This is a genomic window from Frisingicoccus sp. (assembly GCA_016298055.1).
Taxonomy (GTDB): domain Bacteria; phylum Bacillota; class Clostridia; order Lachnospirales; family Lachnospiraceae; genus Frisingicoccus.
The window spans coordinates 1-20821 of record JAEDDO010000024.1; the positions used below are offsets into that span (position 1 = coordinate 1).

Here is a 20821-nt window from a genome sequence, read left to right on the forward strand (position 1 = left end):
CCAAAATTACTGCTGTTCTCACCATCCTCTCGAATCGGCTTAAATTCTCTGAAACCAAACATATTAGCCATAAAAGCTTCCCTTGAATGCTGGGTTCCCGGAACACCGAGAATATAGCTCTTATTGCCGTCACCTGCCTCTTTCATCCGGGCAAATATTAAATGCCTGTAACTGTAATAGCCATGAAGCAAAAAACTGTTGCTTCCGAAAGACCAGCAGTCAATCGGCATTAAGCCGATATCTTTTGGCTCCAGCCGGACACAGGTATCTACCAGATCATCTTCAAAAGGATACATACCCGGACACTGCTCCAGAATTTTACAGAAATTTTTACATCGTTCATCCTTTTCAGTTACAGTAAGTCCCCGCTCTTCTTCCTGAGCATAAACAACTGTCTCCGATGTTTCATCCGGAAGTATTTCTGTTTCCGGCATTTTATCTTCCTGCTCTGTTTCATCCGGTATCCATTCGGACACAGGCAGATCACTTTCCTGCCATTGTGTCACAAACTGCCGGATATCCAGATCGCCCTGATCCCAACGTGTTCCGTAAAACTTATCACCTTCACTTTTAATGATCATACCGGACATCTGTTCAAGCTTATATCCCGAACCTGCAATATTACCCGTATCTGTCCGAAAATTCCACTCACTCCCGTGGTTTTTAATTTTAATATTTCCCATATAAATTCCCCGAAGTTCCTGTCCAAATCTCAGGAACATGTAGGCCTGATAGTGTTCCGTTTCTGTATATACATTTTTCAGAGACAGACTTATCCTGCACTGCCCGTTTCGGCTCTCCACCTTCACAAACCCGGCATTCATAGTCTTTACACCATTCTCATAGAGATACATATAGGAAATAAACCGACGATAATCCGACATAGAAAAAATCCCCCTTTTTGACTATCCTATGCACAGTCACGGAGGATTATTTCTTTTTATTATTTATTTATTTTTTTATTCATCAAATTGGAAAGCCGCGCAAACTGCTCCAATGTCAGCGCTTCACCGCGCACCGTCTCCGGCAATCCTGCCTCTTTAATAACTTCAATGATTTCTTCCTTCGACACAGGAAACAGCCCTGAATTCTTTAATCCATTCTGAAGCGTCTTTCTTCTCTGGTTAAATGAAGCCCGAATCATATTAAACATCAGTGCCTCATTCTCCACTTCAACAGCGGGACTTTCATGCCTGGTCAGACGGATGACGGCAGAGTCTACATTCGGTCTCGGAATAAAACAATTTGCAGGAACATTTGCCACAAGATAAGGCTTCGCATAATACTGGACAGCCAGTGAAAGTGCACCGTAATCTTTACTTCCCGGTCCTACTTTCATCCGGTCAGCCACCTCTTTCTGAACCATGACTGTAATATTGTCAATCGGTACATGGCTCTCAAATAATCCCATAATGATCGGAGTTGTAATGTAATAAGGAAGATTCGCCACAACCTTAATCGGCTTACCTGCATTTCTTTCCAGAGCCAGAGCCCCTATATCCACCTTTAAAATATCTTCATTGATGATGGTCACATTATCATACTCAGATAAAGTTTCTCCAAGAATCGGTATCAGTTTTTTATCAATCTCCACGGCAGCCACCTCTCTGGCGGCCTCTGCCAGATACTGGGTCATGGTTCCGATCCCCGGACCGATCTCAAGTACAAAATCATCCTTGGTCACCTGAGCACCATTGATAATTTTCTGAATCACATGTTCATCGATCAAAAAATTCTGTCCGAACTTCTTCTGAAAATTAAACTGATATTTTTTTATTGTCTCAATTGTTTTCTGCGGATTTGACAGTTTTTCCATATCCAGCACCTCTTTCCTATTTATCCATATGATAGAGTTTCATACCATTCTCCCAGGTCACTGCTTCCACTTCATCCTTCGAAATACCCTTAAGCTGCGCAATGGTCTCAATGACATAGGGCAAATTCAGCGAACTGTTTCGTTTTCCCCGATTCGGTTCCGGTGTCAGATATGGACAATCGGTTTCCAGAACGATACGGTCCATCGGAGCATACTGAACGACCTCTTTTAATACCCGTGCATTTTTATAGGTAACAACGCCGCCGATTCCGAGATAAAAACCTTTCTCCAGATAATTTTTTGCCATTTCCACTGAATAAGAATAGCAATGGATAACACCGCCGATATCTTCACACTTTAACCCTTGCATCATATCCCATGTATCCTTTGCAGCCTCCCGGGAATGAATAACAACAGGAAGTCCCGTACTGCGCGCCAATTCCATCTGACATTCAAACCAGTGCTTCTGCCTGTTTCTCCGTTCCGTATCCTTCTCCCAGTAATAATCCAATCCGATCTCTCCGACTGCAACGATCTTCCCTTTTTCTTCTACAGACTGTTCGACTGTCCATGTCAGCCACTGAAAACTCCGTTCATCCAGACAATCAACTTCACTTGGATGTACCCCGGCTGCTGCATATACAAAATCATACTTTTTTGCCAATTCCATAGCTTTTCTCGTTGATTCAATATCCGCTCCGATATCAACAATCCGGCCAATACCTTCCTGAACTAATTGATTCATCAATTCCTCACGGTCTTCATTAAACTTCCGACTATCATAATGTGCATGCGTATCAAAAATCATCGTCTTCCTCCTGTATTCTCTCACATTGTAAATTTCTCAAAAAAAATACGTGTTATATTCGATATATACCGATCTGCCCGCTTCACCAGCATAAGCTGGGATTTAAGTGCTTCTTCTCCAATCTGACACACTTTAATCTCTCCGTCTTCCACAGCAAAAGACTCCGGAACAATCGCAATTCCCATCCCCGTCTTCGCCATCTGAATGCAGGTCCACGCATTATCCGCAATACACGCGGTTTTAAATGCCAGACCTTTCTTTTGGAAAACCTCACGAATAAAAGGTTCCCAGCGTCTGTACAAGATCAGAGGCTTGTGGGTCAGATCTGCCAATCCATCTTCATCTTTAAGAACGCCCTCCTGACCCGCTGCCACAAAATACTCTTCTGCATACTTATGGCATATAAAACCATCCTCCGAAAAGGGTGCACGAACGAATGCCAGATCAATCTGACTCGTTTTCAGAGCATCCATCATCTGATAGGTATTTCCCTCATAGATCTGATAGGTAACTTCCGGATATATTTCCTGAAAATCTCTAAGCTTACGTGCAATATACCCAATAGATGAAGAAGATACCATACCGATACGAAGCGTCCCTGAAAGTCCGCTTCCAAGATTATTAATTTCCATCTTTGTCGCTGAAGTCATATCAAGTATCGTCTTCGCTCTAGTATACAGGAGTTTTCCCGCATCCGTCAATGTAATGCTGCGTAATCCTCTGTCAAAAAGTATAACCCCAAGTTCACACTCCAAAGATTTCATCTGATGGCTCAAAGGCGGCTGAGAAATATGAAGTTTTTTCGCAGCTGCAGATATACTGCCCTCATCCACAATTGCTGTAAAATAAGATAACTGTTTTAAATCCACACTATTCCTCCCTCATCCATATTTTTTATGTATGTTAAATATATTTTTTTAATATTTTTCATATAGATGTATTTATGTTATGATATCAATAGTTTTAAAAAAAATCAATTATAATAATCGTTATTGGAGGATTATGAAATGAAAGAACTTGTAAATCTTTTTTTTGCCTTCGCCCGTATTGGTGCCTTTACCTTCGGCGGTGGTTATGCTATGCTCCCGATGCTCCAAAAAGAAATTGTGGAAAAAAATCATTGGGCAACAGAAGATGAAATCATGGATTATTATGCGATCGGTCAGTGTACCCCCGGTATTATCGCTGTAAACACAGCCACATTTGTCGGCTACAAAACTAAAGGCATTCCCGGTGCCATTGCGGCTACTCTTGGTATGATTGCACCTTCGATTGTCATCATCACTGTTATTGCCGCATTTTTGCAGAATTTTGCCGATCTGGCCATTGTAAAACATGCTTTTAACGGCATTCGTGCCTGTGTGTGCGTACTGATTCTAAACGCGGTGTCAAAGCTGGCACAAAAATCTGTTGTGGACAAGATCTGCCTTGCTATATGTATCGCTGTTTTAGTCTTATCCATATTCACACCCCTCTCTCCGGCACTGATCGTTATTCTCGCAGGCCTTGCAGGATTGATCGTAAAACGTACGGGTTTATCGGGAGGTGAAAAATAATGATGGGATTATTACGCTTAGCTTTTGAATTTTTCAAAACCGGACTTTTTGCTGTGGGCGGCGGTCTCGCGACCCTTCCTTTCCTCTATGCCATGGGAACAACTACCGGATGGTTCAATGCACAGGATGTTGCCAATATGATCGCCATATCTGAATCCACTCCCGGTCCTATGGGTGTAAATATGGCAACCTATGTCGGTTTTCACAGTTTTGGCATCATCGGATCACTGGTCGGCCCTCTGGCATTAGTATTCCCTTCCGTTGTCATCATTGTTATCATCTCAAAGATTTTGAATAAATTTAAAGAATCAAAAATGGTGCAGGATGTATTTTACGGTCTGCGTCCGGCTTCCACCGGTCTTATTATCGCTGCCGGTCTCGGTGTGGCAAAAATTGCTCTGCTTCATCTGGACAATTTTCTGGACACCAAAAATATTTTAAATCTTTTCAATTATAAAGCAATCATTCTGGCGGCTGTCATCTACTTCATCATGAAGAAAAAAGATTTTCATCCTATTTTGATGGTCGTTTTTGCCGCAGTGGTTGGAATTGTATTTAAATTTTAGCGTTACAAGCGAATCATTCGACCAGATGGCATTTTCCCCTCTCCCCTCCGAAAATGCCATCTTTTTTATTGAATTTTTCACCTGAAAACCGTATAATAAAATCAGACGGAACATTACTCAACTTACGTATAGTACACATGATATATGCAAATCTATGCAAGCAAAATACCCGATTTGAAAATGTTTTTCAAAATACAAAAGTATTGAAATTTTATTCGAAAAAGGGCAGCTCAAAAGTCGTTTCTCCGACTTCTCTGAGCTGCCCTATCTTTATGTTTACAATACCGTTAGCAGATTTCTGCGCCTGCCGGCATCTCTTTTTCAGGAACCATAAGTGAAAGATTTCCATCCGCATCTTCTGCACAAAGAATCATACCTTCTGACAGAACACCTGCAAGTTTAGCCGGTTTCAGGTTTGTAACAACCATAACTTTCTTTCCGACCATCTCTTCCGGTGTATAATGTGCTTTAATTCCGGATACGATCTGGCGTACCTGACTGCCGATCTTCACCTGAGAACATAAAAGTTTTTTTGATTTTTTAACAGCTTCGCAAGCGATGATCTCGCCCACCTGGAACTGAAGTTTACCAAAATCTTCAAAGGTGATCTCCGGTTTTGCTTCAATATCAATACCGTTGGCCATAGCTTCCGCTTTTGCTGCTTCCGCTTCCTTAGCAGCCTTATCTGCTTCCAGTTTTTCCATGAATTCTTTCATATCGATACGTGCAAAAAGTATCTCTGGTTTTTCAGTAACCTTTATACCCTGTTCCATACGTCCGAATGTATCTAACTGAAGATAATCTCTCTCCTGTGTGCCAATCTGATCAAGGATCTTTTTCGATGTGGATGGCAGGAAGGCTTCCAGACATACCGCACCAATGCGTATTCCCTCAAAAAGATTGTAAAGAACTGTCGCAAGACGATCTTTCTTTGCTTCATCCTTTGCAAGGATCCAAGGCTCTGTTTCATCAATATATTTATTACAACGACGGAATAAGGTAAAGATTTCAGAAATAGCATCTGCTACACGAAGCTTATCCATCTTTGCAGCAACCTTGCCCGGTGTGTCCAGTGCTACACGTTTCAGATCCTCATCTACCGGTTCATTAACACCCGGATTAGATACAAGTCCGTCAAAGTATTTATTCGTCATGGATATTGTACGATTAACCAGGTTGCCAAGAATATTGGCAAGATCTGAATTCATACGTTCCACCATAAGTTCCCATGTAATTGAGCCATCATTGTCAAAAGGCATCTCATGAAGAACGAAATAACGCACCGCATCCACACCAAAATAATCCACAAGGTCATCGGCATAAATAACATTTCCTTTTGACTTACTCATCTTACCTTCTCCGACAAGCAGCCAAGGATGTCCGAATACCTGTTTTGGAAGAGGAATATCAAGAGCCATCAGCATGATCGGCCAGTAAATCGTATGGAAACGAATAATATCCTTTCCGATCAGATGTAAATCTGCAGGCCAGTATTTTTCCACCATCGGGTCACTGTCTCCATCCAGATCAAATCCAAGGCCTGTAAGATAGTTGCTGAGAGCATCAATCCACACATAAACAACATGTTTTGGATCAAATGGTACCTGAATTCCCCATTTAAATGAAGTTCTGGATACACAAAGATCCTGAAGTCCCGGAAGAAGGAAATTGTTCATAATCTCATTCTTTCTGGATTCCGGCTGAATAAATTCCGGATGTGTATTAATATGCTCAATAAGACGATTGGCATATTTACTCATATTAAAGAAATAGGCTTCTTCTTTAGCATCAATAACTTCACGTCCGCAGTCCGGACATTTGCCATCGACAAGCTGACTTTCTGTAAAGAAGGACTCACAAGGTGTACAGTATTTACCCTCGTAATAACCTTTGTAAATATCACCCTGATCATATAATTTTTTGAAAATCTTCTGAACCTGACGTTCATGATCTTCATCTGTTGTACGAATAAAACGATCGTAAGATGTGTCCATTAAATCCCAGATTCTCTTAATCTCACCGGCAACACCGTCTACGTACTCCTTCGGTGTCACACCGGCTTCTCCGGCTTTAATTTCAACCTTCTGACCATGTTCATCCGTTCCTGTCTGAAAACGCACATCGTATCCCTGTGCACGCTTAAAACGAGCAATACTGTCTGCAAGAATGATTTCATAAGTATTTCCGATATGCGGTTTTCCGGATGTATACGCAATGGCTGTTGTTATATAATAAGGTTTCTTTGCCATGTTCTTTCCTCCTACATTTTTTTCATAAGCTAATTTCTTATTATAATATATCCCCAATTCAAACACAAGAAGATTTATTTCCATATTTTATTTTTCTTAATGTTTTCTTATATTTTTTACATAGACCGTTCTTTTTCTGCTATACTACTGTATAATGAATGCGGCAAACCGCCTTGCCATTCATAATCATTGATGAAAAGAGGATTGACCATGTATATAAAAAAGAAATTAAAACTGACTTTGCTTATTCTCTGCTCAGCAGTGCTTTTATCCTGCGGCTGTTCACCTGCCCGAATCACATCAAATAAAATAAACATTGAACTTACAGAGGATGAAAAAGCTTTTGATGAATTATCTCATGAAATATTTGAAAGTCATGTGAACAACAGTACTTTGACACTCAACCACACACTTAAAGAGCCATCCAAATATGACATCGAACTTGATGAAATCACCTGGGGCGATATTCCTCTGACTGAAGAAGATTTTGCTGATGAAAAAGATCAGACCAAAGATTTTCTTCATCGTTTAAATAATATTTCAGGCCTTTTTGGTGAACGTGCGCTCACCTATGACATTGCCAAATATTATCTTGAAGCTGATCTCGAATCTTATAACTATATTTATTTTACTTCAAATTTTGAACCTATGATCGGTTTTCAGAGCCAGTTTCCATTTACCATGTCTGAATACCATTTTGACGATTCTGAGGATGTAGAAGAATATTTAACCCTCCTCGAAACATTCCGGGATTATGTCAAAGAGCTGCTGCAATTTGAAAATCAGAAAGCTGCTGCCGGCTACGGCATGTGCAAATCCGCTCTTGAGCAGGCCATTATTGAATGCCATTCTTTCTGTGATTCAGTTGAAAATAATCTGCTGATTGAAGTTTTTCCGGAAAATCTGAAAAATGTCCACATATCAGATGCAAAAAAAGAAGCCTATATAGAAAGAAATAAAGAAGCTATTATAAATTCTGTTATTCCGGCTTACACAGATATCATCAACACGCTGACAGCTCAGCTTGAGACGGCACCGGAAAACGGGAATCTGGCCTCCTACTCCGGTGGTCAGGATTATTACCGCTATCTTCTCCGTTCTTCTGTCGGCACAGACCACACCCCGGAAGAACTCATACAACAGCTTGAAGAACGATTAAACAGCGACATTCTATCTCTGTCTTCCATTATGATTTCCTCTCCGGATATTTTTGATAAAGTCGCAGATGCCCAGTACTCGCTGACAGATCCAACACAAATTCTGGAGCATTTTAAAACTACATTGACTGCTGAACAGTTTCCAAAAGCTCCCGATGCCGAATATACGCTGAAGCAGGTCCATCCATCCATGTCTGCTAATTTAAGCCCGGCAATGTACCTTATACCGCGTATAGATGATATCTCGAATAATCAGATTTACCTCAATATCATTCAGGAAAATAATCCAAATTCCGGCAATGCGCTCATGCCTACGATTGCTCACGAAGGATATCCGGGACACATGTACCAGATGACCTACTACTATTCTACAGATCCGGATCCTCTTCGCACAATTCTCGCCTGTGACGGCTATGTCGAAGGCTGGGCTTCTTATGCGGAATCTCTTTCCTATGACTATTGTGGATTTTCTGAAGATGTGGCAGACTTTTACCGAATCTCCAATCTGACAATGGCGCTAAATCTCTATTGTCGTCTCGATCTGGGAATTCACTATGAAAACTGGGATATCAATCAGGTTACTGAGTTTATAAGCCGATATCTTGTCCTTGATGAAGCAACAGTTCGGGAAATCTACAACTCCATTCTCTTTAAACCGACCAATTATCTGATTTATGGTGTGGGAATGAATGAAATACTGGATATGCGCGAAGACATGGAGAAGGATATGGATGAAAATTTTAATGTAAAAGAATTTCATAAGCGACTCCTCGACCTTGGTCCTGCTCCTTTTCCGATTGTTCGAAAATATATAACAGATTCCGCTGTTCTGGACCGTAAATTAAGTCTGAACTAGGCATCTTCCCTTACCACTTCTTGACATTCGACGAAATGTTGTTTATAGTGATAAAGAGTTAAACTATTATTTTATTTTATAAATCGAAGGAGGATGCGTTATGTCAACAAAAGCCTATTACGATATCAATGAAATCGGCGCTGGAAAACCTGGTTTTTCAAAGACACGTTCAATCATTGAAGCAGCATTTTATGGAAACAATGTTGTAAAAGTTAATACTTTGAAAGAAGCCTATGAACTGGCTAAAAACTCTCCTGGAACTATTGTGACAGATATGCCTGTTTACCGCGGCGAAGAATTTGGTCTTGAAAAAGATGCAAAAGTATTACTTTTTAATGATGGCGCGATCACAGGACGTTACGCTGTTGCCCGCCGTATTGCCGGTGAACCGGGTGTAAACTGTGATGAACTGGACAAAGTTGCTATGGATGCGATCTACGAATCTCGCTGGAAAACTATGTATCATGCAGAAGTTTATGCCGGTCTTGATCCTGAATTCATGGTCAAATGTCATTTATTAATTCCGGAAGGTGAAGAAAACATCCTTTATTCCTGGATGCTCAACTTCCAGTATATGTCTGATGAATATGTAAAAATGTATAAAAACTCCAAACCTGTCGGTGACGGAAAAGAAGCAGACATTTACATTTTCTCTGATCCACAGTGGAACGGTTCCGACCGCCCGGGTGTGGATTTAAGCTGCTTAAGTGACCCTGCTAAAAAAACACTGTGCTATTTCAACACTGAAACAAACTGTGCATGTATCCTCGGTATGCGCTACTTTGGTGAACATAAAAAAGGAACGCTCACAATGGTATGGGCTATCGCAAACCGAAATGGTTACGCTTCCTGCCATGGCGGTCAGAAAGAATATACTTTGGCTGACGGTTCCAAATTTGTTGCTTCTGTTTATGGTCTGTCCGGCTCAGGTAAATCCACTCTGACTCATGCAAAACATGGCGGAAAATACGATATCAAAGTCCTTCATGATGATGCATTTATCATCAATACAGACACTTGCGCATCTATCGCTATCGAACCGACATATTTTGATAAGACAGCAGATTATCCAACCGGATGTGCAGACAACACTTATCTGCTCACTTCCATGAATAACTCCGCAACTATGGATGCCGAAGGAAAGATCCAGCTTGTCACAGAAGATATCCGTAACGGTAACGGACGTGCCATCAAATCCAAGCTCTGGTCTCCAAACCGTGTAGACCGCATTGACTCTCCTGTTAATGCAATTTTCTGGATTATGAAGGATCCGACAATTCCTCCGGTTGTCAAATTAAAAGGTGCTTCCCTTGCATCGGTTATGGGTGCTACACTTGCAACAAAACGTTCCTCCGCAGAACGTCTTGCTCCTGGTGTTGATCCAAATAAACTTGTTGTCGTTCCATATGCAAATCCGTTCCGTACTTATCCTCTTGCCAACGACTATGAAAAATTCAAAAAGCTGGTTGAAGAAAAGAATGTTGAATGTTACATCGTAAACACAGGTGATTTCATGGGCAAGAAAGTTCAGCCAAAAGATACCCTCGGCATTCTCGAAGCCATTGTTGAAAAGAAAGCTGAATTCAAACCTTGGGGACCTTTCTCTGACATTGAGATCATGGATTGGGAAGGATTTATTCCGGACATGAACGATCCTGAATATCTTGCACAGTTAAAAGCACGTATGATGGACCGTGTCAATGAAATTGAAGAATTCTCCGTAGCAAAAGACGGATACGATAAACTTCCGGATGACGCTCTTGAAGCGATCAAAAAAGTAGTTGAAGAATTGAACTAACTAATCAAGGACAGGTTCCGCGCCTCAGAGTTTCTGAGTCGCGGAACCTGTCCCTATTTATTTTTTCTTTTTCATAAATTTTTTCAGCTTTTTTCGTGTATTTTTACTGATATCATGCTCCAGGAGATGAGCTTCTATTTCCGCATCTGAAGGTGGAATATCCAATATATCGGTCAAAAACTTATAGACGACCTTGTAGGTATCATAAATATTTTTTCCCGCCTGTAATCCTTCCTCCGTCAACCGTATTGATCCATAATGTTCATGCTCAATATATCCCTGTTCTTTTAGACCATTCATCGCCCGATTGACACTTGGCTTTGAAATTCCCAGAACCTTTGCCACATCAGTCACACGAACCTCCTCTGACTTTAATGCCAGCACATAAATTTCTCTTAAATAGTCTTCCATTGAACTGGATAATCCGTCTTTTATCTTCATGTACTTCCTCCCGGGACATTATAATGCCTCAAAATGTGTTCTCAAATTTTTCATAGCCTGCATTAAAACCCGACACTGTTCATCATCCAGGCCCTGACGCATAGCCTGCACCATCTGCAGATGAAATTCCTCATGCCTTCGAAACGCTTTCTTCCCTTTATCTGCCAGTGAGATCAGCACGACTCTTCGATCCTTTTCACTTCTGGTTCGAATGACGTAACCTTTCTTTACCAGATTATTCATCGCTATCGTCAGAGTGCCCACAGTAACCCCAACAATACGGGCTATCGAAGACATATTTTTAGGCTCACCATCCCCGACAGCCTCGATAATATGCATATCATTCATTGAGATATCTTTAAACTCATCCTTAATAAGCGATTCTTCTTCGATCTTCAATGTATGATTAAATAAGTGTACTAAAACTTCGTTTAACTGGTTATATGCGTCCATAAATCCCTCTATTCATCGAATAATGGCGTTGAAAAATAGCGCTCTGCTGTATCCGGCAGGACAGTGACAACCGTTTTTCCCTTTCCGAGTTTTTTAGCCAGCTTTAATGCCGCTGCCACATTTGTTCCGCTTGAAATACCACACATCAATCCTTCAAGCCGTGCCAGATCCTTCGCCGTCTGAATGGCCTCTTCATCTGTAACTACATAAATCTCATCGTATATATCTTTATTTAAAATCGGTGGAATCACACCGTCACCAATCCCCATCTGCAAATGAGTCCCTACCGTTCCGCCTGCAAGTATTGCCGCATTTTCCGGTTCAACAGCCCATATCTCCATATCCGGATTCAGTGCTTTTAATACCTCGCCAATACCTGTAATCGTTCCTCCTGTGCCAATACCTGAGCAAAATCCGTGAATCGGACCACCTACCTGCTCCAGAATCTCGACGCCTGTGTGATTCTTATGCACCATAGGATTCGCCATATTCTCAAACTGCTGAGGGACAAAAACATTTTCATCCTTCTGTGCCATCTCAAGTGCAAGTCTCAAGCATTCATCAATACAATCACCGATATTACCCGCATCATGGACAAGCCGTACTTCCGCCCCATAATGTCTGACCAGTTTGCGACGTTCTTCACTGACAGAATCCGGCATAAAGATAATGGTCTTATACCCCTGAACCGCACCTATAAGTGCCAGACCAATACCCTGATTGCCGCTGGTCGGTTCAACAATAATAGTATTCTCATGGATCAGGCCTCGTTTCTTTGCATCCTCAATCATGTTAAAGGCTGTTCGCGTCTTAATTGAACCTCCCACATTCAGTCCTTCAAATTTTACAAGCACTTCCGCGCTGTCTGCAGAAACCATGCGATTCAGACGAATCATCGGCGTATGTCCCATGGCTTCCAAAACATTGTTATAAATCATCTTTTCATTCCCCTCTTATATTCTCTTTATAGAAGATTAAGTTTTCCGACAAATGCTTCTGCCGTTCTTTGAACAAAATCATCTAATTCTCTGAGATTAAAGACCGACATCTCTTTCTCGTCTCCCATCTTCCCTTTATGGCATATGTGATTTAATTCCTCGAGCACATATTTTAAATCCTCCGCATGGACTTCATCCATATGAATATTCTCCAGATATTTGTATTCCGGCGGCTGAATATGGTATTTTTCCACAAACCACTGATTACTGCGCGTATAATCGCCATAATAATTCTCTGTTGTAAAAAATTCACCAAAGGGAATAATCTTTCCATCCTGTCTCATCTCTACCTGATATATATATGCTCTTCTGGGTTCCAGGTGTCCCTCCACATCCTCAAACTTCATAATCTGAGGCCAGTATTCATCAACATAATGCTCATCCAAATATAAATGGGCATAATATCCCAGAATTGCCGGTTCATTCAGGCGGTGACCATACTTTGTTAAAAAATATTCCAACTTCGGTGCCCGGGCAATATAATCTTCATGCTCTGAAGACCAGAAATGGGAGGACTGTTTATCTTTGCCGAGACGTGTGTCCGGAAGAAGATTACCCAACATAAATTCCTGACGCCAAACAGCATCGGTCTTCTTTTCCATGTGTTCCATAATAATTGTTGCTTCCGCTAAATGAATAATAAAACCTGGCATTCTTCCTCCTCCTCTTCATTCTTTTTAATATGATATCACATTTTACAATAATTTGACATACAAAGAATCATTTTTTCTTATTGGAATAGCATAAATTGGTCCAACAAAATTTAAAATGGTCTGACCAATTTGTGTGTATTGCACAAGTTTTATCGTTAAATAAATAACTTTTATAGACATTTTCAACAATATGCTCTATAATAATGACCATGTCACGTTATTATTTAGATTTAGAGGAGAGCACTATGAAAACTATTTTACTGCCTTATGGGAAAACAAAACTTGAACTGAACCTTCCGGAGGAACGTTTAGCCGGAATTCTTGAATCTCACGCACATGACTTCAAACCGGAAAAATCTGAATCCGAACTGGTCAGAGATGCTTTGATGAATCCAATTGATTCTCCAAGATTAAAGGAACTGGTTGTCGGTAAGAAAAACATTGTTATGATTGCCAGCGACCACACACGCCCTGTTCCAAGTAAAGTCATTCTGCCCGAAATCATGAAAGAAATTGAATCCGGAAATCCGGATGCAACTTTAACAATTTTAATTGCCACCGGTTTCCACCGCCTCACAACACGGGACGAATTAATCGATAAATTCGGTGAGGATATGGTTGACCACCCAAAGATCCGTTATGTCATTCACGACAGCACGAATGATGAGGATATGGCATACCTTGGAATTCTTCCTTCCGGAGGAAAACTGATTATAAATAAATTAGCTGTTGAAGCAGACTTGCTTATTTCTGAAGGATTTATCGAACCGCACTTTTTTGCCGGTTTCTCCGGCGGTCGTAAAAGTGTACTTCCGGGTATTTCCAGCCGCACAACTGTACTTGCCAACCACTGTTCCAAGTTCATTGCAGACCCCCATTCCCGTGCCGGCTCTCTTGACGAAAATCCAATGCACAAAGATATGCTCTGGGCTGCTGAAACCGCCAAACTTCAGTTTATCTGCAATGTTCTTCTGGATGCTGACAAAAAAGTCATCGCTGCATATGCCGGTCATCTGAACAATGCCCACAGAAAGGGCTGTGAATTCATGAACCAGCTTGCCGGTGTCAAAGCAATTCATTCCGATATTGTCATAACTACTAACGGCGGATATCCTCTGGATCAGAACATATATCAGTCCGTCAAAGGCATGACCGCTGCGGAAGCCTGCTGTAACGAGGGCGGTGTTATCATCATCGCAACAAGCTGCAGTGACGGTCATGGCGGCGAAAGCTTCTACCGCACCTTCCTTGATGAACCGGACAATCAGAAGATTATGGATCAGTTCCTCGCAACAGACGCTGAGCATACCATTCCGGATCAGTGGGAATCCCAGATTCTTTGCCGCATGCTTCTGAAATTCAAAGTAATCTTTGTTACAGATGCACCGGAACAGATGATCCGTGATATGCATATGGATTATGCACACAATCTGGACGAAGCGATCGCTATGGCTGATGAATATCTCGGCAAAAAAGACAGCAAGATCACAGTTATTCCTGATGGTATTGCAGTTATCGTTAATCCGTCTGATAAATAATATTCAAGGGCTCCAGGAGAAATCCTGGAGCCCTCTGTTTAATCTATCGTTCATCAAAAGATATATATTCTTTTTCTTCCATAATACTCAAATATGCAGGACGGATGATCTTATCCACATTGACCAGTTCTTCAATACGATGCGCACTCCATCCGACGATTCTTGCCATAGCAAAAATCGGTGTATACAATTCCAACGGAATATCCAGCATACTATACACAAAACCACTGTAAAAATCCACATTCGCACTGACACCTTTATAAATCTTTCGCTTATCTGCAATAACTTCCGGTGCCAGACGTTCAACTGCCGAATAAATCTTAAAGTCTTCATCACGGCCTTTTGCCTTCGCCAGCTTCTCTACAAAACCTTTAAAGATGCGTGCACGAGGGTCCGATAAAGAATATACAGCGTGCCCCATACCGTAAATAAGTCCCTTCTTATCAAAAGCCTGCTTATCCAGCAGCTTGCCGAGATATTCACGGATCTGGTCTTCGTCATTTAAATCCGACACATTCTCTTTCATATCCCGCATCATCTCAACAACCTTAATATTTGCACCGCCATGCTTCGGTCCCTTTAAAGAAGACAGTGCTGCTGCCACAACTGAATAGGTATCTGAACCGGCAGAAGATACAACACGTGTCGTAAATGTAGAATTATTGCCGCCGCCATGTTCCATATGGAGTACAAGGGCAATATCAAGAACCTTCGCTTCCAGCTCTGTATACTTTTTATCCGGACGAAGCATCAGAAGAATATTCTCCGCCGTTGACAGATTCTCGTCCGGACGATGAATATAAAAACTATCTCCGCATTCATAATGATTATAGGCATGATATCCGTAAACTGCCAACATCGGCAGAACACTGATCAACTGAAGGCATTGTCTCAAAACGTTGCTGATGGACGGATCTGCCATACTCTCGTCGTAAGATGCCAGAGACAGGACACTTTTCGTCATAGAGTTCATAATATCCTTACTCGGAGCTTTCATAATGACATCCCGTGTAAAATTCTTCGGTAATGTCCGACTGGCATTCAGCACCTGCTCGAACTCCCCAAGCTGACTCTGATCCGGGAGCTTTCCAAATAATAACAGATACGTTATCTCTTCATAACCAAATCTTTTTTCCGAAAATCCCTTTACCAGATCAATAATACTATAGCCACGATACCACAGCTTTCCGTCACATGGAATCTTTTTCCCATCCACATACTTAAACGCTTCGATTTTTGAAACATGAGTCAAACCGGATAAAACACCATTACCGTTTATATCGCGCAGTCCCCGTTTGACTCCGTACTCAGCATATAATTCTCCCGGTATCGAATCCATGTTCTCACAAATCTTCCCATATACATCTGTATACTGTGAAAGACTCATTTTTTCATTCTGCTGCACAGCCAACACCTCCGCTTTTATTTTTTCTATTGTAACATCCCCTTATCTTATGTCAACTATTTGATTTAAAAATTTATATTTATTTATAAATTTTTTATAACTATTCGCCTTGAATGCGGCATCCATTACAGGTACTGCAGTCACCGCAGCCGCCACCCATAACAATATTATCCGTCAGATAATCCACCTGAATTTCATACTGATCAAACGGCAGATGAATCTCCTCTCCGTCACTGTTTGTTACCAAAAGCTCATTTTCAAAAAAGCATATCCGAATCGGCATTAAGACATTCGCCCCTGTACCTCTCGGATCCGGACGCCACTGGGCACCAATGAGCAAAGAGGATCCGTCCTTTCCCCGGCAGATCAATCCTGTTCCCAGTGTCCGAAGCGCCGTGACCTTTCCATCCGGACCAAACTCGATTGTCGGAAGATGCTCTTCGTCCTTCAATGGTGTATTATCGTAAGCAATATATAATCCCGTTTCATGGGAAACAAATACAGGTTCCTGCGGCTCTGCGCACTTTACGCTGCCATCTTCATAAAACTCCACTTTACCTGCCATAAATGTTCCTACAGATGTATCTACTTTCTGAATGTTTTCCATATTAAAAACCACCTTTTCTGTCAATCTTTATTGAATTTTTGGGCAAAACTTTAGCCTCCGGGTCCTTCCATTATAACATTAAACCTACGCTCTGAACAGTTATTTTCTTTCAGCATAATCATAAAACATCCGCTGCAAAATATTGACATCTGCTTTACTCATACGATATAATTTAGATTTAGTGACTATGTATATAAAACACAATTTGGAGGTATACCCTTGGCTGATTTTAAAGAAGAAATAAATAAACGACGAACCTTTGCCATTATTTCCCATCCGGATGCCGGTAAAACAACTCTGACAGAGAAATTCCTTCTCTATGGCGGAGCGATTAATCTTGCCGGTTCGGTCAAGGGAAAGAAAACATCGAAACACGCGGTTTCTGACTGGATGGAAATTGAAAAACAAAGAGGTATTTCTGTCACCTCTTCCGTACTTCAGTTTCAGTATGACGGATATTGCATTAACATTCTCGACACACCCGGACATCAGGATTTCTCAGAAGATACTTATCGTACCCTTATGGCTGCCGACTCTGCCGTTATGGTCATTGATGCCTCTAAAGGTGTTGAGGCTCAGACAAAAAAATTATTTAAAGTTTGTCTTCTCAGAAATATTCCTATTTTTACATTCATTAATAAAATGGACCGGGATGCCAATGATCCTTTTGAGTTGATGGATGAGATTGAATCCGTTCTCGGTATTGCTACCTGCCCAATGAACTGGCCAATCGGTTCAGGAAAAGAATTCCGCGGTGTCTATGACCGGCGTGCAAAACATGTAACAACATTTACGGCTTTCGGAAACGGACAGCGGGAAGTTGCCGCTGAAAATCTCGCCATTGATTCGCCGGAACTTCTCGGTATGGTCGGTGATGAGCTCTTCCAGACACTTCAGGATGATATTGAGCTTCTGGACGGTGCAAGTGCTGAATTTGATATTGATAAAGTGAGTCACGGAAAACAGACACCTGTATTTTTTGGTTCCGCACTGACAAACTTCGGTATCGAAATTTTCCTCAATTACTTTCTGGAGATGACAAGTCATCCGCTCCCAAGAAAATCCGATATCGGTGAGATCAGTCCTTTTGAGAAAGATTTTTCCGCCTTTGTATTTAAAATTCAGGCCAATATGAATAAGGCTCACCGTGACCGTATTGCATTCATGCGTATATGCTCCGGAAAATTTGAAGCCGGTATGGACGTATTCCATGTGCAGGGCAAAAAGAAATTAAAATTATCCCAGCCGCAGCAGCTTATGGCTCAGGAACGTAAGATTCTTGATGAAGCTTATGCCGGTGATATTATCGGTGTTTTTGATCCGGGTATCTTTTCAATCGGTGATACAATCTCCGTTCCGGGCAAAACCTTTGCTTACGAAGGTATTCCGACTTTTGCCCCGGAACATTTCGCTAAAGTGCGTCAGGTAGACACTATGAAACGTAAACAGTTTATCAAAGGTGTCACCCAGATTGCTCAGGAAGGTGCCATTCAGATCTTCCAGGAATACAACACAGGTATGGAGGAGATTATTGTCGGCGTTGTCGGTGTACTCCAGTTCGATGTTCTGAAATTCCGCCTGGAAAACGAATACGGTGTTGACATTCGTATGGACCCTATGCCGCACGAATATATCCGTTGGGTAACCAGCACGGATACCGATGTTGCACGGATCAATGGTACATCTGATATGAAACGTATCAAAGACCTCAAAGGTAACCCTCTGCTGTTATTCATCCATGAGTGGGCTGTAAACACTGTTCTGGATAAAAACAAAGGTCTTGAATTGTCTGAATTCGGCCGCTGGTAAGCCCAAGGAGGTCTCATGCTCAAACAAGATATTTTAATTACCGTTGTTGACGGTCAGGGAGGCGGAATCGGACGCCAGTATATTGAAAGTCTTCGGAAACATCTTCCAAAAGATCTTCCCGTCATTGTACGTGCTCTCGGCACAAACTCCGCCGCCACAGCAAATATGATGCGTGCCGGTGCAACAGATGGTGCCACAGGCGAAAATGCCATCATAAAAAACGCAAAAAAGGCGGATATCATTGTGGGCGTGGTTGCCATTGTCGTGCCGGATTCCATTCTCGGTGAATTATCCCCAAATATGGCAAATGCTATCGGTCAGAGTGATGCTCTGCGCATCCTCATCCCCTTTGACAGCTGCAATACCCGTATTGCCATGCTGTCCTCCGGACCATTACAGCAGTTTATTGACCGGGCTGTTGAGATGACGATCCAGAGACTTATTGAATTAAGATAAAAAGACAAAGGGACATTATCTGTCCAGACGCTTAAAGTGTTCTGTCCTGATAATGTCCCTTTTGAAATGCTTTTTCTCAAAGGATCCCATCCCCGGTAAAGAGCGAATGTCCAATTGCACCTTTCGGCATTTCTAATCCGAAATTATCCGCAATCGTAGCTCCGATCACTGCAAATGTATCCATCTCACCAAGATTTCCATGCGACTCAAAGGCAGGCGAATACATAATCAGCGGAACTTGCTCGCGTGTATGATCCGTTCCTTTGTATGTCGGATCATTTCCGTGATCAGCCGTAATCATAAGCATATCTTTCGACGTCATATGTTTGAGAAATTCGCCTAACTTCACATCAAATTTTTCAATTTCCTCTCTGTATCCCTGAGGATTTCTCCGATGTCCCCAAAGCGCATCAAAATCCACCAGATTCACATAACACAATCCATGAAAATCCTCATCCGCCATCGAAATCGTCTGTTCCATGCCGTGAACAGAACTTTGTGAGCGTTCCGCTCTAGTAATGCCCTCCTGAGCAAAGATATCCACGATCTTGCCAATAGAAATAACATCGAATCCACTGTCTTTCAAGACATTAAGCACCGTCGGTGCAAAAGGTTTCAATGCATAATCATGGCGGTTGCTTGTCCGTTTGAATTCACCACGTCTCTTGCCTACATAAGGACGGGCAATCACACGGCCGACCCGCCATTCTTCTTTCATCGTCAGTTCCCTGGCAATCTCACAGCACCGATAAAGTTCCTGAAGTCCAAATGTTTCTTCATTGCCGCAGATCTGCATGACAGAATCCGCAGAGGTATACACGATCATATTCCCTGTGGCTATCTCTTCCTCACCAAGTTCCTCGATGATTTCTGTCCCGCTGGCACTTTTATTGCCGATAACCTTATGACCTGTTCTTTGTTCCAGTTCTTCGATGAGTTCTTGTGGGAATCCCTTCTCTGTAAATGTTTTAAAAGGTGTCTCCACCTTCAGCCCCATCATCTCCCAGTGTCCTGTCATCGTATCCTTGCTCGCACTGGCCTCATTCAGCACTGCATAATATCCCATAGAATCCTCCACAGCATCAACCTGTTTTAAATGTTTCAGATTGGCCAGACCGAGGCTCTGAAGATTCGGAATGTAAAATGTATTCGATACCTCTGAAATATGCCCCAACGTATCAGCACCCGTATCTCCATATTCTGCGGCATCACTCATTGCGCCAATACCGAGAGAGTCCATGACAATGACAAATATCCTCTGAAAACGTTCCATACGATTACCTCCCCATTGTTTTAGGTGAAAAAGCTCCGGGAAGCAGTTCGCCCAAACGAAATACTTTATAATCCTTCATACTCTTTGCCACAATCACCTGAAATTCATCCAAATCGCAAAACTCTGCCATCACCTGGCGGCATACACCGCAAGGCGGACAATAATCTTCAATAACACCATCTTTTCCTCCGACAACGGCGATCATTTTAAAATCACGAACACCTTCACTGACTGCCTTAAAAATAGCTGTACGTTCCGCACAATTTGACGGACCAAATGCGGAATTTTCAATGTTGCAACCGGTAAAAATCTGACCATCCTTACTCAAAAGTGCCGCTCCGACTTTAAAATTCGAATATGGTGCATACGAAAATTTCATCTG

19 protein-coding genes and 1 pseudogene are annotated in these 20821 nt (G+C 41.8%); 7 read left to right on the forward strand and 13 right to left on the reverse strand.

Annotated features, from left to right (window positions below; translation table 11 throughout):
• The 4 genes and pseudogenes from QZZ35_RS03640 to QZZ35_RS03655 all read right to left on the reverse strand — a co-directional run.
• Positions 1-884 (reverse strand): annotated as a pseudogene (locus QZZ35_RS03640) (hypothetical protein); the annotation flags it as partial.
• A 59-nt stretch (positions 885-943) separates the two neighbouring features.
• Positions 944-1816: a 16S rRNA (adenine(1518)-N(6)/adenine(1519)-N(6))-dimethyltransferase RsmA gene (rsmA, locus tag QZZ35_RS03645; protein WP_291236204.1), complete on the reverse strand. Its 873-nt coding sequence runs from the start codon at positions 1814-1816 to the stop codon at positions 944-946.
• A gap of 16 nt (positions 1817-1832) precedes the next feature.
• Positions 1833-2624, reverse strand: a complete 792-nt coding sequence (locus QZZ35_RS03650; RefSeq protein ID WP_291236205.1) for a TatD family hydrolase — start codon at positions 2622-2624, stop codon at positions 1833-1835.
• A gap of 20 nt (positions 2625-2644) precedes the next feature.
• Positions 2645-3493 carry a LysR family transcriptional regulator gene (locus tag QZZ35_RS03655; protein WP_291236206.1) on the reverse strand — a complete coding sequence of 283 codons (849 nt, stop codon included), beginning with the start codon at positions 3491-3493 and terminating at the stop codon, positions 2645-2647.
• 138 nt (positions 3494-3631) lie between these two features.
• On the opposite strand from QZZ35_RS03655, the gene QZZ35_RS03660 reads away from it, so the two are divergent.
• Together QZZ35_RS03660 and QZZ35_RS03665 are read left to right on the forward strand one after the other, a co-directional pair.
• On the forward strand, positions 3632-4180 hold the full coding sequence (locus QZZ35_RS03660) for a chromate transporter (protein ID WP_291236207.1): 549 nt from the start codon (positions 3632-3634) through the stop codon (positions 4178-4180).
• The gene (locus tag QZZ35_RS03665; RefSeq protein ID WP_330635445.1) at positions 4180-4746 is read left to right on the forward strand and encodes a chromate transporter; all 567 of its coding nucleotides are present in this window, start codon (positions 4180-4182) and stop codon (positions 4744-4746) included. The genes QZZ35_RS03660 and QZZ35_RS03665 overlap by 1 nt, the downstream gene beginning before the upstream one ends.
• Before the next feature lie 287 nt (positions 4747-5033).
• On the opposite strand, the gene metG is transcribed toward QZZ35_RS03665, so the two are convergent.
• Entirely contained in the window at positions 5034-7079 is a 2046-nt protein-coding gene (metG, locus tag QZZ35_RS03670) for a methionine--tRNA ligase (RefSeq protein WP_291236208.1), read from the reverse strand.
• Between the two features lie 126 nt (positions 7080-7205).
• Between metG and QZZ35_RS03675 the strand changes: the two genes are divergently transcribed.
• Both QZZ35_RS03675 and QZZ35_RS03680 read left to right on the forward strand, forming a co-directional pair.
• Positions 7206-9008, forward strand: coding sequence for a DUF885 domain-containing protein (locus tag QZZ35_RS03675; protein WP_291236209.1), 1803 nt, complete (start codon positions 7206-7208; stop codon positions 9006-9008).
• A gap of 100 nt (positions 9009-9108) precedes the next feature.
• Positions 9109-10806 (forward strand): phosphoenolpyruvate carboxykinase (ATP), encoded by a 1698-nt coding sequence (locus QZZ35_RS03680; protein WP_291236210.1) that lies wholly within the window; start codon positions 9109-9111, stop codon positions 10804-10806.
• Positions 10807-10863: 57 nt separating this feature from the next.
• Here the strand turns inward: QZZ35_RS03680 and QZZ35_RS03685 are convergent, their stop codons facing one another.
• The 4 genes from QZZ35_RS03685 to QZZ35_RS03700 are packed head-to-tail and all read right to left on the reverse strand — an operon-like array spanning position 10864 to position 13351.
• Positions 10864-11247, reverse strand: a complete 384-nt coding sequence (locus QZZ35_RS03685; RefSeq protein ID WP_291236211.1) for a metal-dependent transcriptional regulator — start codon at positions 11245-11247, stop codon at positions 10864-10866.
• Between the two features lie 18 nt (positions 11248-11265).
• The gene (locus tag QZZ35_RS03690) at positions 11266-11700 is read right to left on the reverse strand and encodes a MarR family winged helix-turn-helix transcriptional regulator (RefSeq protein ID WP_291235181.1); all 435 of its coding nucleotides are present in this window, start codon (positions 11698-11700) and stop codon (positions 11266-11268) included.
• An 8-nt stretch (positions 11701-11708) separates the two neighbouring features.
• Positions 11709-12638 (reverse strand): cysteine synthase A, encoded by a 930-nt coding sequence (gene cysK / locus QZZ35_RS03695; protein ID WP_291236212.1) that lies wholly within the window; start codon positions 12636-12638, stop codon positions 11709-11711.
• Between the two features lie 26 nt (positions 12639-12664).
• On the reverse strand, positions 12665-13351 hold the full coding sequence (locus tag QZZ35_RS03700; RefSeq protein ID WP_291236213.1) for a hypothetical protein: 687 nt from the start codon (positions 13349-13351) through the stop codon (positions 12665-12667).
• 245 nt (positions 13352-13596) lie between these two features.
• On the opposite strand from QZZ35_RS03700, the gene larA reads away from it, so the two are divergent.
• A complete protein-coding gene (gene larA / locus QZZ35_RS03705; protein ID WP_291236214.1) occupies positions 13597-14889 on the forward strand; it encodes a nickel-dependent lactate racemase in 1293 nt (430 codons plus the stop codon).
• A 43-nt stretch (positions 14890-14932) separates the two neighbouring features.
• Here larA and QZZ35_RS03710 read toward each other — a convergent pair whose 3' ends face one another.
• On the reverse strand, positions 14933-16276 hold the full coding sequence (locus QZZ35_RS03710) for a citrate/2-methylcitrate synthase (protein WP_334299450.1): 1344 nt from the start codon (positions 16274-16276) through the stop codon (positions 14933-14935).
• Between the two features lie 118 nt (positions 16277-16394).
• Positions 16395-16901, reverse strand: a complete 507-nt coding sequence (locus tag QZZ35_RS03715; RefSeq protein WP_291236216.1) for a hypothetical protein — start codon at positions 16899-16901, stop codon at positions 16395-16397.
• A gap of 219 nt (positions 16902-17120) precedes the next feature.
• On the opposite strand from QZZ35_RS03715, the gene QZZ35_RS03720 reads away from it, so the two are divergent.
• Positions 17121-18710, forward strand: a complete 1590-nt coding sequence (locus QZZ35_RS03720) for a peptide chain release factor 3 (protein WP_291236217.1) — start codon at positions 17121-17123, stop codon at positions 18708-18710.
• Positions 18711-18725: 15 nt separating this feature from the next.
• Complete coding sequence (locus QZZ35_RS03725; protein ID WP_291234083.1) at positions 18726-19166, forward strand: DUF3842 family protein; 441 nt, start codon at positions 18726-18728, stop codon at positions 19164-19166.
• Positions 19167-19242: 76 nt separating this feature from the next.
• Here the strand turns inward: QZZ35_RS03725 and QZZ35_RS03730 are convergent, their stop codons facing one another.
• Positions 19243-20439 carry a phosphopentomutase gene (locus QZZ35_RS03730; RefSeq protein WP_291236218.1) on the reverse strand — a complete coding sequence of 399 codons (1197 nt, stop codon included), beginning with the start codon at positions 20437-20439 and terminating at the stop codon, positions 19243-19245.
• A gap of 4 nt (positions 20440-20443) precedes the next feature.
• On the reverse strand, positions 20444-20821 hold a 378-nt coding region (cdd, locus tag QZZ35_RS03735), incomplete at its 5' end, for a cytidine deaminase (RefSeq protein WP_291236219.1).